This window comes from Nocardioides agri, from assembly GCF_013778305.1.
Classification (GTDB): Bacteria; Actinomycetota; Actinomycetes; order Propionibacteriales; family Nocardioidaceae; genus Nocardioides; species Nocardioides agri.
Genome location: NZ_JACEIC010000002.1, coordinates 1,214,012 through 1,228,430, shown reverse-complemented (window position 1 = coordinate 1,228,430; position 14,419 = coordinate 1,214,012). Strand labels below are relative to the sequence as shown.

Sequence of the window (14,419 nt, the reverse complement as noted above, 5' to 3'; positions counted from 1 at the left end):
AAGATAGCACCGGCTAGAACAGGTTCTAGAAATGAGACGGACATGACCATTCGCGTCGCCCAAGTCGCCACCGGCAACGCCGGCCGGCTGACGCTGCGCCAGCTGATCGCCGACGACCGCTTCGAGCTGGTCGCGGTCAGCACGACCGACCCGGGCAAGGTCGGCACCGACGCCGGCGAACTGGCCGGGCTGGACGCCGTGACCGGTGTGCGAGCCGTCGGCAGCCTCGACGAGCTGATCGCCGCCGCGCCGGAGTGCGTCGTCTACTGCGCGATGGGTGACACCCGTCCCGTCGAGGCGACCGGCGACGTGCGCCGTCTGCTCGAGGCCGGCATCGACGTCGTGGGGTCCGCCCCCGGCACGCTGCAGTTCCCCTGGGGCACCCTGCCCGACACGGTGATCGGCAAGGTCGAGGCCGCTGCGCGGGCGGGTGGTGCGACCGTCTACGTCACCGGGGTCGACCCCGGGTTCGCCAGCGACCTGCTGCCGCTGGCGCTGGCCAGCACCTGCCAGCGGATCGAGCAGGTCCGCTGCTACGAGCTCGCCGACTACGCGACGTACGACGGCGCGGAGGTGATGTTCGACCTGATGGGCTTCGGCCGGCCGATCGGCGAGACGCCGCTGCTGTTCCTGCCGGGGGTGCTCGGCTTCGCGTGGGGCACCGCGATCCGGATGATCGCCGCCGGACTCGGCATCGAGGTCGACGAGGTCGTGGAGCACTGGGAGGCCGAGCCGGCGCCGGAGTCCTACGACATCGCGGCCGGTCGGATCGAGCAGGGCACGATCGCCGCCCTGAAGTTCTCGATCACCGGGATGGTGGCCGGCCACGCCGCGATCGTCGTCGAGCACGTCACCCGCACCCGCGACGACCTGCGCCCGGACTGGGCGCGACCGACCAGCGGCGGCGGCGCCTACCGGGTCGAGATCACCGGCGAGCCGAGCTACGTGGTCGACATCGTGCCGAGCAGCGAGCACGGCGACCACAACCACGCCGCGATCGTCGCCGCCTGCGGCCGCATCGTGAACGCCATCCCCGACGTCCGCGCGGCCGGCCCGGGGATCGTCACCACCCTCGACCTGCCGCTGCCCACGGGGCGGGGCACCTACGTCGGGGCTCGGGACTGAAGTCCCACGGCCACCGCCGTTCGCCCCTGCCGCCACGAGCGCCGGTCCAGCAGGGTGGATACGTGAGCAGATCGACGGGCACCGCGCCCGCGGCCACGAACCACGGAAAGGCGAAGGATCTCGAGGATGTACGCGTTCAAGGGTGACCGGATCCACGTGCACGACCAGCACGCGGACGGCACGCGTGACGCAGTGGTGATCTCCGGCGACTACAGCGACGGGCGTCCCCCGTACTGGGTGCGATGGACGGACACCGGCCAGGAGGACCTGCTCTACCCGAGCCCGGACGACTTCATCGCGCACGCCGGGCCGGCGTACCCCCTCGAGGACGAGCCCCGCCTCGTCGTCGCCCCCGTCCTCGTCTGACCAAGGAGCGCCCCATGGGCGAGTACTGCTCGGCCTGCGACGTGGGCCTCTGCGAGTTCTGCGGCCACGGCTGCGACTGCTCCCACGTCCGTCCGCTGTCCGTGCTGTTCGCCGGCCTCGACCAGGACGACGTCGCCCTGGTCGCCTGAGCGCCAGCCGCCAGCTCGACGTCGGCGACAGCATGGACGTCAAGAACGGGCGGCGCCGGGGTGACTCGCGGTGGAAGGTCGCTCGTCCAGCTGGGCACGATGCCGACCGCCCGCGCTGCCCACCACCCGCTCGTCCACGCCTGCAACTCCGTTTGCTTCCCGATGCTCTGGCGCCCCGTTCACCGTGCCGAACGGCACCTGGACCGCGGGGGCGGAGGTCGAGGTGGACGCTAGGTGACCCTGTCGGTCGTCGAAGTAGATGTGGGGTCGCAGAACACTGATGACGGCCCCTTTGTCGATACCGCCCAGGAAGAAGGCGTCGTTGACCATGACGCCCCACGACTTGAGTGACTGAATCGCTCGCTTGTGGGAGGGAGCATGGCGCGCGGTGACGAGTGCGATGTGCAGGCGCATGCGGTAGTCGGGGTCCGCCAGCTTGCGCTCGCGCTCGGTCGCCTGGATCTTGGCGATCTTCAACAAGAAGGGTTGAAGTGGCCCGGGGTCATGGGCAGACCCGGCATGAGCGGTCCCATGGTGGTGGAGCTCTGGCAGTCCGCTCTCCTGCTTGACTTGTTCGGACCTGTCGTCGGCGAGTATGCCGTCGAAGTCGAAGGCGATTCGGAGCTCATCATCGTCGTCGACGGTTGCCGAGGGGAGCGCACGGCCGGCCGGCAAGCCCCGTTGGTTCGCGCTTCGGACCATGTCGTCGTCTGCGGACACGAAGAGCGAGACGTTCAAGGCGGGGACGAACGCGAACGGTGCACGCCCTTGCATGAAGATCGCTCGGGTGATGGGCAGTCCGTGGTGCGCGATGGACTCCATGACGCGTAGGCCCGTATCTGGGTCGTTGCGCGACATGACGATCACCTCGACGAGGTGGTCGGCGTCGTCGGCGAGATCGTTGAGCGACAGGAGCCGTCTGATGAACGAGAAGGCGATTCCCGGCTGAAGCGGGTCCTGTAGGTGCTCCTCCTGGTAGCGCCGGTACGCCTGCTCGCCATCGCGTCGCAACACGCGGTCCGACTCGGCGAGGTCGAACAACGCACTCGAGGCGACCCCGACCACAAGGCGGTTATCAAGGGTGTACGGCAATCGGGCCCTCCAAGGTGCGGGGGTTGCCAGTTTGCAGTAGCGCCCGCTCCGGTGGTGGCAGGAAAGTCCGTCCATACCCAATCGGGGAGGAAGCGCCGGGTCGCGGGTACGACGCGGCCGTGACGACCCAGTGCGCACGAAGATGTCCCGGATCTCCGCAACACGCTCGGTGCGGCCGGGACCCGAGCAAACTGGCGCCCAGGGCGTTTGCGTGGGTCTCGACCGTCACACGAGAGCCCAGGCGGACGCCGGGCGCCCTCAGCCGGCCTGCTTGTCGTCAGCGCGTGCGACGGAGGTCGCCCAACCCTCTCCCTCGGTCTGGACGATGTCCTCCACCCTCACCAGGAGTTCCGCGGCGTCGTCTGGCGTCGAGTCACCGGGCGCGACCTTGAGGCATCGATAGGGCGGACGCCCGGTCTTCCACAGGACCAGCTCGCGTTGGATCTGCATCAGCGACCGGTTCTCGCGAATGAAGTTGTCGTGCCAATGGAACAGGTCGCCGACACCAGCAAGGAACGTGGCGATGGCGCCGAGGGCGGCGAGGACGACCAAGGGTCCGTCCGATGCGGCCACCACCGGGATCGACGCGGTGACGGCGAGTAGAGCGATGCGCTGGTACCTCCACCTCCTCTCACAGCTCTGCTTGCCGCTGAGCCGAAACGCGTGATGGGCGAGAACCGTGTCCGGAAGGACCTCCCGCCACTCCGCCTTCACCCAGAACGGCTCTGGCGGAGAGCCGTCGTCCACCGGCGTCCCGCTGTACGGGTCGCCCTCTCCACTCGCGGAACTCATCGTGATCTCCTCGGGACCGGGTGCAGGTCACGATCGGAGAGCTGGCCCGCGGCTCGGCTCAGGCGTACGACGTGGGGCTCCGCCGCCCCGAGACGGTTCATCAGGTCACCCGCGCGGCAATCGCAGGTAGAAGAACATGTCCAAGTCGGCGGCCCGTTGCGGGTCACGCTCGCCCAGCAGCAGCTCGCGTGCGGTGAGTCCGTCGGAGGTCCCCAGGTGCTCGGCGTTCAGCCAGGCACGCTCGGACCGCTCTCCCTTGGCCCAGACGTGCGCCGAGCGGACGCGGAGCCGGCAGAGAGTCCTGGGCTCCTCCTCGAACTCCCACTCGAGTTCCTTCATCTCCTCGACGAGTACGGCAGGGGCGTAGCCGAACCGGTGCTGGGGCGCCGTCTCGAGGAACCTCCGGGCCCAGCCGCCGGGCGTCCAGGTCAGGCCGCGGTCGAGCCGCTCGATGTCCCGGTCACGGGGGGTGCGTGCTCGCACCTTCGTGAACACCTCGCCGGCGAGGCGCATCCGCTGGAAACCGAAGAATCCCCGGATGCCACCGCCCCTGCCGGGGTCCATGCTGGCGTTGCCCCAGTACCAGCGGTCCGGGTCGGTCGTCGGATAGGGAAGGTCGAGCTCCACCTCGACGATCGGGTCCCACGGCTCGGGGGTGCACTCGAGCGCGTTGCCGGAGATCCCGATGACGATGCTGTCGAGGAAGGCGTCGTACTCCACCTCCTTGCCGTTGAGGATGAGCTCCTTCTCCAGGAGCGTGTCCTCGGTCCGATCGCCGAGCAGCACGATCGACGTGATCCTGAGCGTCTCGGGCTCCTCCTCCGGTCCGTGGCCCAGATTGGCGCACAGCTCGTCGAGCGCCTCCTGGACGGTCGTCGAGTTGTTCAGCACCTTGCAGGCGCCGGGCTGGTAGCTGGTGTTGGCGGCGGTCGAGAACTGGCTGGTGAACACCAGGGACGCGCCCTCGGGGTTGCCGGTGCCGTCGAGCAACGTGACTTGGACCCGCTGGGCGGACGCCGACGTGGCGCTGTCGATGCTCCACTGGACCTGGCAGACCCCGTCGGTGCCGGTGTTCACCTCCACGACGGCGGCGGTGGACACGGGCTGACCGTTGATCTGGGACGGCGGCGACACCGGCGCGGCGGGGGTGCTCCACCTGAGCCGTGCCCCGGCGACCGGCGTCCGGCCACGCATCACCGCTACCCGCAGCGGCGAGGGGAGGCCGACGAAGCCACCGCCGGGCGGGACCATCACGGCCTGGCCGTCGCCACCGCGGAAGAGCAGGCTGCGGTCGGTCAGGGATGCTGCGGGGATCCGGCAGTCCTCGAACGGGCTCGCGCCGTTGAGCACGGCGAGCGGGGCGTAGCGCGTGTCGGGGCCGTGCGGCAGCTCCTGCGGACTGCCTGCCGGCCAGTCGATGGTGCCGTCGGAGCGACCGGCGAACGTCCAGTGGTCACCCCGGCGGAAGGTGGTGGACGCGGGCCCGCCGCTGCCGGCCCCCAGACGAATCTTGACGCCGTCACCGAGGTCGATGTCCTGCGACACGGCCGGTGCTGCCGCCGTGGTCGTGACGGTCTGCGTCCCTGACCCGTCGGGGAAGGTGTCCCAGAGCCGGAGGTACCAGGTGCCCGTCAGACCGCTGAGCATGGCGGCCGCGGTCGAGTCCAGGGTCACCACGCTGTCGCTCGCGGTGGCCACCTGGAACATCCGCGTGCTCGCGACCGCCGCGCGAGGGTCCACGTCGTCGTGCGCCGAGACCAGCTCGGCGTACATGCCGGTGGCGAACCAGTTGTGCGGGTCCAGCGCCGGTGGCTCGACGGTGACCTCGGTTCCGCTGGCACCCTTGACGCGGACCATCAGCGACGCGTTGCGGCGCGACATCTTCACCCGTAGTCCGGCCAGCCCGAACCGCGGACCGTCGATGTCCGGGAAGTCGTTGCGGGCGATGCCCCCGTCGACCTCGATGCGGAAGCAGAGGTTGTCGCTGCGTGAGTAGCCCCCGGCCGGCGCCAGGCTGCACGGGTCGGTCGAGGGCGGCGCGGCGTCAGGTACGACGGCGAGGGTGCCCGTCGACGGCGCGACCAGGCGCTGCCAGTCGGCCTGTCCGGTGACCGTGGCGCAGCTGGGCGACGGCCAGGCACCGCTCGGCGCGAAGGGGAAGACCTGCCAGTCGACCAGGGACCGTCCCGCCGCCTGGGCGTCACCCAGCGCCGGGTCGGCGTACGCCGTCTCCTCGACCGGGTCGACGTGGCGGATCAGCGCCTTGACGACCATGGCGACCGGACCGGCCACGGCGGCGTCGGCCCGCGGGTGCGGCTGGGTGACGCCGAGCGTGCACGTGGAGGGGTTCTCCAGCAGCCAGCCGCCGAGATAGCCACGGCCGCCGCCGATACTGCAGGCCGACGGAGTCGCAGCCACCGTGATCGCGAACGCGGTGGAGCCGGCCGGGACGACGAACCGGCCCGGAGAGCCGAGGGTGTCGGCCGTCTCGGCCTCGATGCGGGTGAGAGTGTGCCGGGCTTGCTGGTCGAGGTCGGTGTCGAGCAGTGCCTGTCCCTGCCGGGGTACGACCGCCCGGGCCGTGCGAAGGTCGGTGGCGCGGATGGTCTGACGAGTGGCGTCGTTGCGGATCGTCATGGCGTGTTCCTCCGTTGTGCGACAGCGTTCGAGCGGGTGTCGTCGATGACTCCGGCCATGAGTGCCGACGGGACGAAGTCGTCGAAGAGCGACGCGAGGTTGGCGCGGACGATGCCGTGGGCGGCGACGGCGAACGCCCCCATCTCGGCCTCGTCCTCACCGCCCCGCCGGATCGCGTCCGGGCAGAGTTCGTGCAGCATCGCCACCGTCGGCTCGTCGAGTGAGCGATCCAGGAGGACCGGCTCGACGGAGAGCCGCACCCGCTGTGCCTCGCTGACGCCCAGCGGCGCGCCCTTCGCCTGGCGAGCGGCTGCCAGCGCCAGCTGGGGCTGGCATCGGTAGAGCCGGGGTGCGGACGACAGGTCGGGGACGAAGCTGAAGCGCACGCAGCCGGACTGGCGACGAGCGACGGTCAACGGCGCGGCGAACAGCACATTGGTGGCGGTGAGCTCCCGGAGCTGCGACGTGCCGAGCACGGTGACGTTGCGCAGGCAGCAGTCGAGTCCGGGTGCGGCCAAGGTGTCCCCGGCGGCGACGCCGTCGGCCGCCACGACCGAGTCACACAGGGTGAGGTCGCCGCTCACCTCGATGGCCGTGGAGCCGAGGCGGATCGGCCCGCACAGCGAGTGCGTGATCCTGACCGTCACGTCCGTGAGCTGCCCGGTCGCGGTCAGGGCCGCCCCTCCCGGCGACCGGAGGGTGGTGTGCCGCAGGTCGAGGTCGGAGACCGAGCGGACCGCCAGCCTCATGCCGCCGGTGAACTCGACGCCGTCCACCACCAGCCGGCCCGCCTCGGCCGTGGCCGGTCCTGACCCACGCTGCACCCGGACCGTGCCGTGGACGGTGAACCTCCGCTCCCGGCGTACGACGAAGCCGCGGAGGGCGGGGTCGCCCGGGACGCCCGGCGCGGCCACCGGAGCGCGCCACTCCGCGGCCACGAGATGCACCTCGGACTCCGGCGGCACTTCGATGTCGAGCGTCCCGGCCGCCGCCGACACCGACTCGACGTCGCACCGGGCCAGGATGACGAAGCTGCGGCGGTTCGCGCCGGCGGCCGCGACCTCGGTGAGAGCAGTGGCCAACGTGGAGACGGTCCGGTGGGCGGTCTGCGCCGAGCCGCCCGTCGGCCGCGACGTGTCGACCACCCACACCAGGTCGGTCACCGGGCCGTCGTCGCGGATCTCGAACGGCTGGTCGGCGGCGCCACGCTCCTGCGCGCCCGCTCCGATCGGACGGCCGTGGGCGGTCGCATAGGCGACCCGCACCTCTGTGACCTCCGGGACTCCCGTGGGGGGCAGCGCGGTGACGACGCGACCGGTGACCGGGTCGACGGCGCAGGTGATCGGAGCCGAGTCGGTCGTGCGGGTCGCCTGGGTCGCGCCCGGCTGGTACCAGACCACCGGCAGGGTGGCCGGCGGTCGGGCCAGCGGCTTGGCCTCCAGGTTGGCGATCCGCAGCTGCGCTGGCGGTACGGCGGCGAAGGTCGTCTCGCCGGCGCGCCGTACGAAGACCCGGAAGGGCTGACCGCTCTCGTCGAACCACGGGCGACCCGTGAGCCGGGGCGCCCGCCCCTCGACGGCCGCCCGTCGCAGCTCGTCGGTCTCGCGGTGCAGCGGCAGCCGGCGCAGCCGGTCGGCGAGGTCGCGGCCCTCCGGCCGCGTCCCGGCGGCATCGGCGACCCGGTCCGGGGCGAAGAGGCGGAGCGGGGCGCCGGGTTGGGCGGCCAGCTGGAAGTGACCGGTCGTGCCCCCGGACACCGGCCAGGTGTGAGCCTGTGGCACGCCCGACAGGTCACTGGCCGGCAGGGCGGTCCCGACCGGTGGGGCAGGGAACACCGGCACCACCGGGCGGATCAGGTGCACGCCGACCGAGAGGATCCCGAACCGCCCCGACGGGTGGTTGTGGGTCGCCACGACGTCCCGGACATCGAGCAGCCGTGGCAGCCGGTCCTGGAAGCCGCCGGCGTGGGCGTGCGTGTCGCCGTCGACCAGCGATCCCGTTGCCGGCCGCTCGGGCCGGACGTCGAGCAGGTGCTGCAGACGGGCGACGCGGAGGAAGTACTCCACGGCGGCCGCCCCGTCGCCGGACACGTCGCGCGCCAATGCCTCCAGGACGCGCGCGGTGCCCTTGCCGCGTCGGTAGCGGACCGTGTTGGCGACGTACGCCCGCTGGTCGAGGGCGGCCCCTGGTGGCATGGGTTGCAGCGGGATCGCGGCGACCAGCGCCGCCACGCCGGGCAGGTTGGCGGCGTCGGCGGTCTCGACGAACAAGGCGTCGTAGTAGGCCTCGAGCTCGACGTCGAGCTCGGTGCTGGAGCGGGCGAGCACCTCCAGCAGGGCCTGGAGCGCGCTGCCGGCAGCCAGGTCGACCTGCCGCACGTGCGCGGGCAGGAGGGCGTACAGCTCCGCGCCGACCGCTGCGACCCGGCTCGGCGACACGTCCGGCGTGGTGCTCATGGCGTCAGCTCCTGGAAGGGAAGGATCCCGGCGGCGGCCAGCGACAGGCGGCGCGCGGGCACGAATCCGGTGCTCGACGCCTCGGGCCCGGGACAGGGCAGGCGGCCCTGGGCGTCCTCGACGACCCCGATGGCGGAGAACGAGACGAGGCGGGCGGCCACGACGCCTTCGACGTCCTGGACGCAGGCCAGGACCTCGGAGCGGTGGACGGCCCGCGCGAACGGCCGGGCGGCGGCCCCGAACCGCGCGAGGAGCGCGGCCCGCACCCGATCCTCGACGTCCGGGCGCCGGTGCGCGGGGTCGTGGGCGAACGCAACGCCGACCGACATGACCAGGTCGACGAAGCCGGCGACGAGCACCTTGGTGCCGGGGGGAGCAGCGGCAAGGATCGCGTCGCTCAGACCGGTGATCAGGTCGGAGCCGGCCGCCGGGGCCGCGAAGGTCGTCGTCGCGATCGTGACGACGATGGTGCGGGCGCGGTGGAGGCGCAACTCGGCGACGTCGGCGCGTCCGACGCCGCGGTAACCCTCGGCGAAGGCCGCGAAGTCGCTGAGGGCGACGGCTCGCCCGAGCGTGCGGATGGCCCGAGGCGCAGTCTCGCGCATCTCCGAGTCGGTCTCCGCGTCGCTCCCGCCCTCGGCCGGGACGGGGTTCGTCACGGAACTGACACCGGTCACGGGTGTGAGGGACTGCACCAGCCGTCCGGCGTCGAGGTTGCCGGCCGCTCCACCGCCCGTGCGATACCGGGCGGTGACGTTGCCGATCCCCGAGGGCAGCCGGCCGCCGAACTGGACCTCGGCGCCGTCGTCGCCCCGGGCCAGCACCCGGAAGTCGCGGCTCGTCGGGTTGTCGCCTGGAAGCGTGGCGACGAGGTCGAACGCCCGGCCGTCCACGCGCACCTGGATCGCGGGCGCGAAGCCGGTGGGGCCGGCGGCCGGGAGGTAGGCCAGCTGCGGACGCCTGAGCGGGTACCGGGGCAGCCCGACGCCGGGGTCGCCGGAACCGAGGATCTCGGCTCCCGGCTCGGCGCCGGACGCTCCAGGGATCGGCGGCGCCGACTCCGCCTGGGAGGCGACCGTGCAGTTCGCCAGCACCGACAGGGTCGAGGCGCGGAACCTGTGCTGCAGCGTGCTCTCCAGCTGCAGCAACGTTGCGGTCACTCCACCTGCGGTCGCCGCCGTCGCCTTCGCGACCGCGGCCGGCTCCGTCGCCACCGCGCCGGTCGTGGTGTCGACGCCGCTGAGGATCACGCGTCGCCCCGGCGGCAGCTCGTGGGTGCCGAGGACGTACAACCGATCCGCCTGCGCAGTCGCCGGCAGTGCGGGGTGCTGGGCCGGTGCGGCGCCGGTCACCGGCAGCTCCGGGTCGGCCAGCGGCACCACGAGAGCGAGCCGTCCGGTCTCGAGGTAGATGGACAGGGTCCGGACCTCGCTGTCCATCTCCTTCAGCGGCGACGCGCTGGGGTCGACGCTGCCCGCGCTGGTCTGCGCGAGACTGAGTCGCGTGCAGCGAGCGGACAGGCCGAAGTCGCTGCGGGCGGTGTCGACCGCCGCCGTGATGCGGGTCAGGACGGAGTTCGAGCCGTCCAGGAGCGCGACTCGACCCGCGGCGGCAGCAGCGTGGACCGTGTCGAGGTCGAGCTTCGTGCCCTTGAAGACAGTGAAGTCCTTCCAGGCCGTAGCGGCAGCGGTCGCCGAATCCCCCTTCGCGATCCGTACCGACTCCGGCATGAAGCTGATGTCGGGAGCAGTCGCGCCGAACGGCATGGCCCGGTCGGCGAGCAGGATGACCGTCCCCTGGGTGGCGCCGGACGTGACGTAGCTGTCCGCGGCGCACGTGCGACCCCCGGACACGGTGACGGTCGAGGTCGGGACCTGCGCGTCGTCGTCGGTAGTGACGGCGGCGACCCGGAAGAGCACCCAGGTCGTCTGGCTGCCGGACTGGCCCTGCCAGGCCAGGAGATGGTCACCGGTACGGACGGCGTGGCCGACTCCCGTGACGACCAGCGCCGTCGTGGTGACGGCGACGGTCTGGGGTTGGGGTGCACGCACCGGGCTGAGGCTGTTCCAGGCCCGGCGGGCGTCGAGGTCCGCGTCGGTCTCGAACACCTGGGGCTTCTCTCCGGGCGCGGGGATCGTGCTGACCTTGGTCCCCGCGGGGATGGTGGCCCGGGTGGGGGCGCCTTCGATCTCGGAGACGGCGAACGACAGCATCGTGGTTGCGGCCAGTGCCGGGCGCCTCCGGTGGCCGAGGAGCCGAGTGAGGAGCTGGAGGGCCTCGGCATCGTCGCCGCGCGTCAGCGTCGTGTCGGCGTGCTGGCGGTGGAGGTTCCACGCGATCACGTGCGCGGCGCCGGCCTGCGCCGAGAGAAGGGCGATCCCCGGGTCGTCGAGCGCGCGCGTGGTCCAGCCGAGCAGCGGCCGATGCCCGCCGACCTCGGCGTGTGCCACGTGGTCGAGCATCCGCTCCAGGATCGCGCGGTGCGCGTACGCCGCCGGGTCGCCGGGCAGCCGGCCCGCCTGTGCCGTGTCATCGCAGCCGCACGTCGTACCGGTCCCGCACCCGCATCCCGCCTCGCCGGTCATCGGCCACCTCCCATCGTGATCCGCAGCCGCCCGCGCTCGGGGAAGTTCGGGTCATCCCGCAGCTCGAGCACTTCGGTGGCGTCCGGCTTGATGACGCCGAGTCCGAGCTCGCCCTGCGAGAGCCGGGCGAACCGTTGGAAGACGACCGGCGTGACGCTCTGGACTCCGGGCACCGCCATCACCGCGGCGATCAGGGCGGACAGGTAGAGCGGTGTGCCGAAGGTGAACCGGTCGGGGTGGAAGAAGCCGAAGCCGCCGTCGGGAGCCACCGGTGTGAGAGCCGCCCGGACCCGCTGGCCGACCACGCCGCGGATCTCACCCGGGAGCGCACAGATCGAGAGCTCCACGTCGAGCGGGACCAGCTTCGCCGCCTTCACCGCCACGTCGAACCCGGCCAGGCGGTAGGCCTCGAGGTGGGCCATCAGCGACGTCCGGAACGCCGCGTCGACCGGGCGTCCACCTGCTCGGTCGACGTGGACGACGACCGTCTGCCAGGCGCCGGTCCACCGTGCGACCGCCATCGCGTTCGACACGTCCGGGTGCTCGCGCGCCGCGACCGCGTAGTCGTCGGCCGTGACGGCCCGCTGCGGGTGACGGAAGGCCTCCGGGGCGACCGCCCGCACGACGGCAGCGCTCTCGGGCGCCGCACCTCCGCGCCCGGGCACGGGGTTGGTGACGTCCTGCACGGGCAGCTGCCCGAGGGCGGCCGGTACGACGACGTGGCCGAGCGCGCCGGCGCCCAGGTTGCCGCCGGTGCCGCACCCGAACCGGCCCTCCACCCCGAGTGGGGCCCGCACCGTCGGACCGAGCCCGTGGATCCCGTCGCCGAACCGGAGGGTCGGCGCGCCGGTGGCGTCGGTCTCGACCACGAAGTCGCGGCCGAACGCGCCGGTCGCCAGCAGGTCGGTGCGGGCCGTCCAGGTGGAGAAGGCGTCACGCAGGCGGATCGCCGGTGGCCCTCCGGTCGCCGCCAGCAGGACGGTCGCGGTGAGCCGAGGCAGGTCGGCAGGGCCGTGGGGCGAGACCCGGGCCAGCGGGCCCGACGCCCGGACGCGTGGCTCCCAGCGGCTGCCGGGCTCGGGCGCGGGCGGGTCCAGTCTCGGCGACAGGTCGGCCGTGCTCGCGGGCGTGAGGCCCAGCGAGGTCACCGGGGGGAGGGTGACTCCGTGCTCGGCCAGGACGACGTTGCCGCGGACCGCCCCGCAGACGACCCGGACCGGCGGCCCGCTCGGGCCCTGCACGCGGCGCGAGACGACCAGGTCGAAGGGCAGCGCGTCGGCCTCGTCCCAGCCCACCTCGACCAGCGAGAGTGCGGGGAAGAGGACATCGTGTGTGGGGATCGCGGAGGTGAGCCGGACGACGAACCGGTGCTGCGGGTCCGCGTCTGCCCCCTCACCGGTCTCGGGGGAGGCGATCTCCTCGACCAGGAGCAGGTCGCCCGGCCGGAGCGCGCCGGGACCGCCCCCGCTGTCGTCCACCAGCGTGAGGCCGATCGCCCCACGGGGCACAGAGCACTCCTCGTCCCCCCACGTGTGGAGGGCGATCCGGGACCGCCACTGCCAGAGGCCGATCGGCGCGAGCGTCTCGAACGCGACCGGCAGGTCAGGGGTGGCGCGCAGCCAGGTGGCGTACTCGGGCGCGGTCACCACCGTCGGCAGATCGGCCTGCCGCGGCAGGACCGGAGTGTGCGCGGGCAGGAGCTGACCGTCCGGGAACGCTGCTGACGCCCGGAAGCCCAGGCTCACGAAGGTGCGTGCGCTGGCGCCCTCGGCCGGCACGTAGTCGACCAGGCGGGCGTGCCGCACCAGGGACGTGCGACTGCGGGCCGTGTCGAGGAACGCCTCGGTCGTCGTCCAGTCGAGGCGATAGCTCTGCTGGTCCAGCCGGTAGGCCAGGGCCTCGATGACGGTCGTGGTCAGATCCACGGCGTCGTCCTCGCGGAATCCCGGCACCAGCACCGCCAGCCGGTCCAGCATCAGCCGCCGGAAGCCCTCCCAGTCGCGCGCGAGGTAGTCGAACTCGGGGTCGTCCACCGGCCCGGCCCCGGTCGGTCGAGGCGGCTCGGCACAGTCGAGCTCGCTGCCGCAGTCGACCTTGAAGCTGAACTCGACCGACGACAGGTGCGGGTCCAGGAACGCGGGCGGGTTGCTCTGTCCCGGCCCGGCGACCACCTCGAGTCGGTACGCCGAGAAGTCGGTCTGCTGGCCGCCCGGGATCGTCACCTGGTACGACGCCACGGTGCCCGCCCCGGGAAGGGCCTGCACGGTGTCGACCCGTGGGGCGGGGAAGCGCACGCCGCCGGTGATCCGGATGTTGTCCCTCGTGAGCTGGGCCGCCGGCAGCGTGAGCGGCTTGACCAGCACGATCGTGATCACGGTCGGGTTCGAGACCGGGTTGCCCTGCTGGACCTCCAGGTAGTCGATGCCGGAGATGCCGGCCGGGGCGGCGGGATCGGCCAGCAAGGCCCGGCGGCGCTCGTCGCAGCAGACATAGCGGCCGGTCATGTGAGGTCCTTGCGGACTCGCACCTGGCCGGTGGATCGGGTGCGGACGGTCTCGTAGGTGACCGACACCTCGAGCGCCGCGTCCTCGTCGAACACCGTGACGGTCAGGTCGACGAGGGTCAGCACATGGCCGAGCCACTGCTGCACCGTGGCCTGGAGCGCAGCCTCCAGAGCGAGCGACGTCGGGCCGCCCAGCGGCCCGAAGACCATCTGCCGCACCGGGCTCCCGAGCTCGGGACGCATCACGCGCTCGCCCGGCACCGTGAAGATCAGCAGCTCCAGGAGCTGCCGGACATGGGCGTCGCTGCCGTAGTCGACCACCGCCGAGCGTCCGAGCGGGGTAGGACCGAAGGGGAACGAGAGTCGGCTCATGTCGCCACCACGCGGGTCTGGCTGGAGGAGACCGTCGGGGGACCGCCGGGGATCTGCTCGGCCGAGAGGCAGAGAGCACCGACCGGGTTGATCAGCACCGGCTGCCCGCCGGACGTCACGCGCGTGGCGCCGAGCATCCAGCGCGTGCTGACGCAGGGCTGCGGCTTGGTCGCGGCCCCCACCGGGACGGTGAACGGGCACCCGGCGACCGGTCCCTGGTCGGTGAGCACCGCCACCGGCAGTCCCGTGACCGTCACCCGGGGCGCTGACGGCACGATGGCGAGCGGCGCACCGTGCGGGCAGCTGACGGTGGCGCTGGCGTGGAGGACAGGTCCGGGCATC

At 72.4% G+C, this 14,419-nt stretch carries 11 protein-coding genes; 3 read left to right on the top strand and 8 right to left on the bottom strand.

The genetic code is table 11. The features are described from left to right. Positions 1-42: 42 nt before the first annotated feature. The 3 genes from HZF07_RS10450 (at position 43) to HZF07_RS23820 (ending at position 1,640) form a co-directional block, all read left to right on the top strand. Positions 43-1,125 (top strand): NAD(P)H-dependent amine dehydrogenase family protein, encoded by a 1,083-nt coding sequence (locus HZF07_RS10450; protein WP_157341462.1) that lies wholly within the window; start codon positions 43-45, stop codon positions 1,123-1,125. 126 nt (positions 1,126-1,251) lie between these two features. Then, positions 1,252-1,491 (top strand): DUF1918 domain-containing protein, encoded by a 240-nt coding sequence (locus HZF07_RS10445; RefSeq protein WP_157341460.1) that lies wholly within the window; start codon positions 1,252-1,254, stop codon positions 1,489-1,491. A 14-nt stretch (positions 1,492-1,505) separates the two neighbouring features. Then, positions 1,506-1,640, top strand: a complete 135-nt coding sequence (locus HZF07_RS23820) for a hypothetical protein (RefSeq protein WP_258562534.1) — start codon at positions 1,506-1,508, stop codon at positions 1,638-1,640. Positions 1,641-1,679: 39 nt separating this feature from the next. Here the strand turns inward: HZF07_RS23820 and HZF07_RS10440 are convergent, their stop codons facing one another. The 8 genes from HZF07_RS10440 to HZF07_RS10405 form a co-directional block, all read right to left on the bottom strand. After that, positions 1,680-2,732 (bottom strand): 5'-nucleotidase, encoded by a 1,053-nt coding sequence (locus tag HZF07_RS10440; RefSeq protein ID WP_181645033.1) that lies wholly within the window; start codon positions 2,730-2,732, stop codon positions 1,680-1,682. A gap of 258 nt (positions 2,733-2,990) precedes the next feature. Continuing rightward, entirely contained in the window at positions 2,991-3,524 is a 534-nt protein-coding gene (locus HZF07_RS10435) for a DUF4231 domain-containing protein (RefSeq protein WP_157341456.1), read from the bottom strand. A 105-nt stretch (positions 3,525-3,629) separates the two neighbouring features. Continuing rightward, positions 3,630-6,161 (bottom strand): hypothetical protein, encoded by a 2,532-nt coding sequence (locus HZF07_RS10430; protein WP_157341454.1) that lies wholly within the window; start codon positions 6,159-6,161, stop codon positions 3,630-3,632. Then, complete coding sequence (locus tag HZF07_RS10425) at positions 6,158-8,617, bottom strand: hypothetical protein (protein ID WP_157341452.1); 2,460 nt, start codon at positions 8,615-8,617, stop codon at positions 6,158-6,160. Before HZF07_RS10425 ends, HZF07_RS10430 begins: the two co-directional genes overlap by 4 nt. Continuing rightward, positions 8,614-11,202, bottom strand: a complete 2,589-nt coding sequence (locus HZF07_RS10420) for a baseplate J/gp47 family protein (protein ID WP_157341450.1) — start codon at positions 11,200-11,202, stop codon at positions 8,614-8,616. The genes HZF07_RS10425 and HZF07_RS10420 overlap by 4 nt, the downstream gene beginning before the upstream one ends. Beyond that, positions 11,199-13,706, bottom strand: a complete 2,508-nt coding sequence (locus HZF07_RS10415) for a baseplate J/gp47 family protein (RefSeq protein WP_157341447.1) — start codon at positions 13,704-13,706, stop codon at positions 11,199-11,201. The genes HZF07_RS10420 and HZF07_RS10415 overlap by 4 nt, the downstream gene beginning before the upstream one ends. Continuing rightward, positions 13,703-14,077: a GPW/gp25 family protein gene (locus HZF07_RS10410; protein ID WP_157341445.1), complete on the bottom strand. Its 375-nt coding sequence runs from the start codon at positions 14,075-14,077 to the stop codon at positions 13,703-13,705. The genes HZF07_RS10415 and HZF07_RS10410 overlap by 4 nt, the downstream gene beginning before the upstream one ends. Beyond that, a complete protein-coding gene (locus HZF07_RS10405) occupies positions 14,074-14,418 on the bottom strand; it encodes a hypothetical protein (protein ID WP_157341443.1) in 345 nt (114 codons plus the stop codon). The genes HZF07_RS10410 and HZF07_RS10405 overlap by 4 nt, the downstream gene beginning before the upstream one ends. Position 14,419 lies beyond the last annotated feature (1 nt).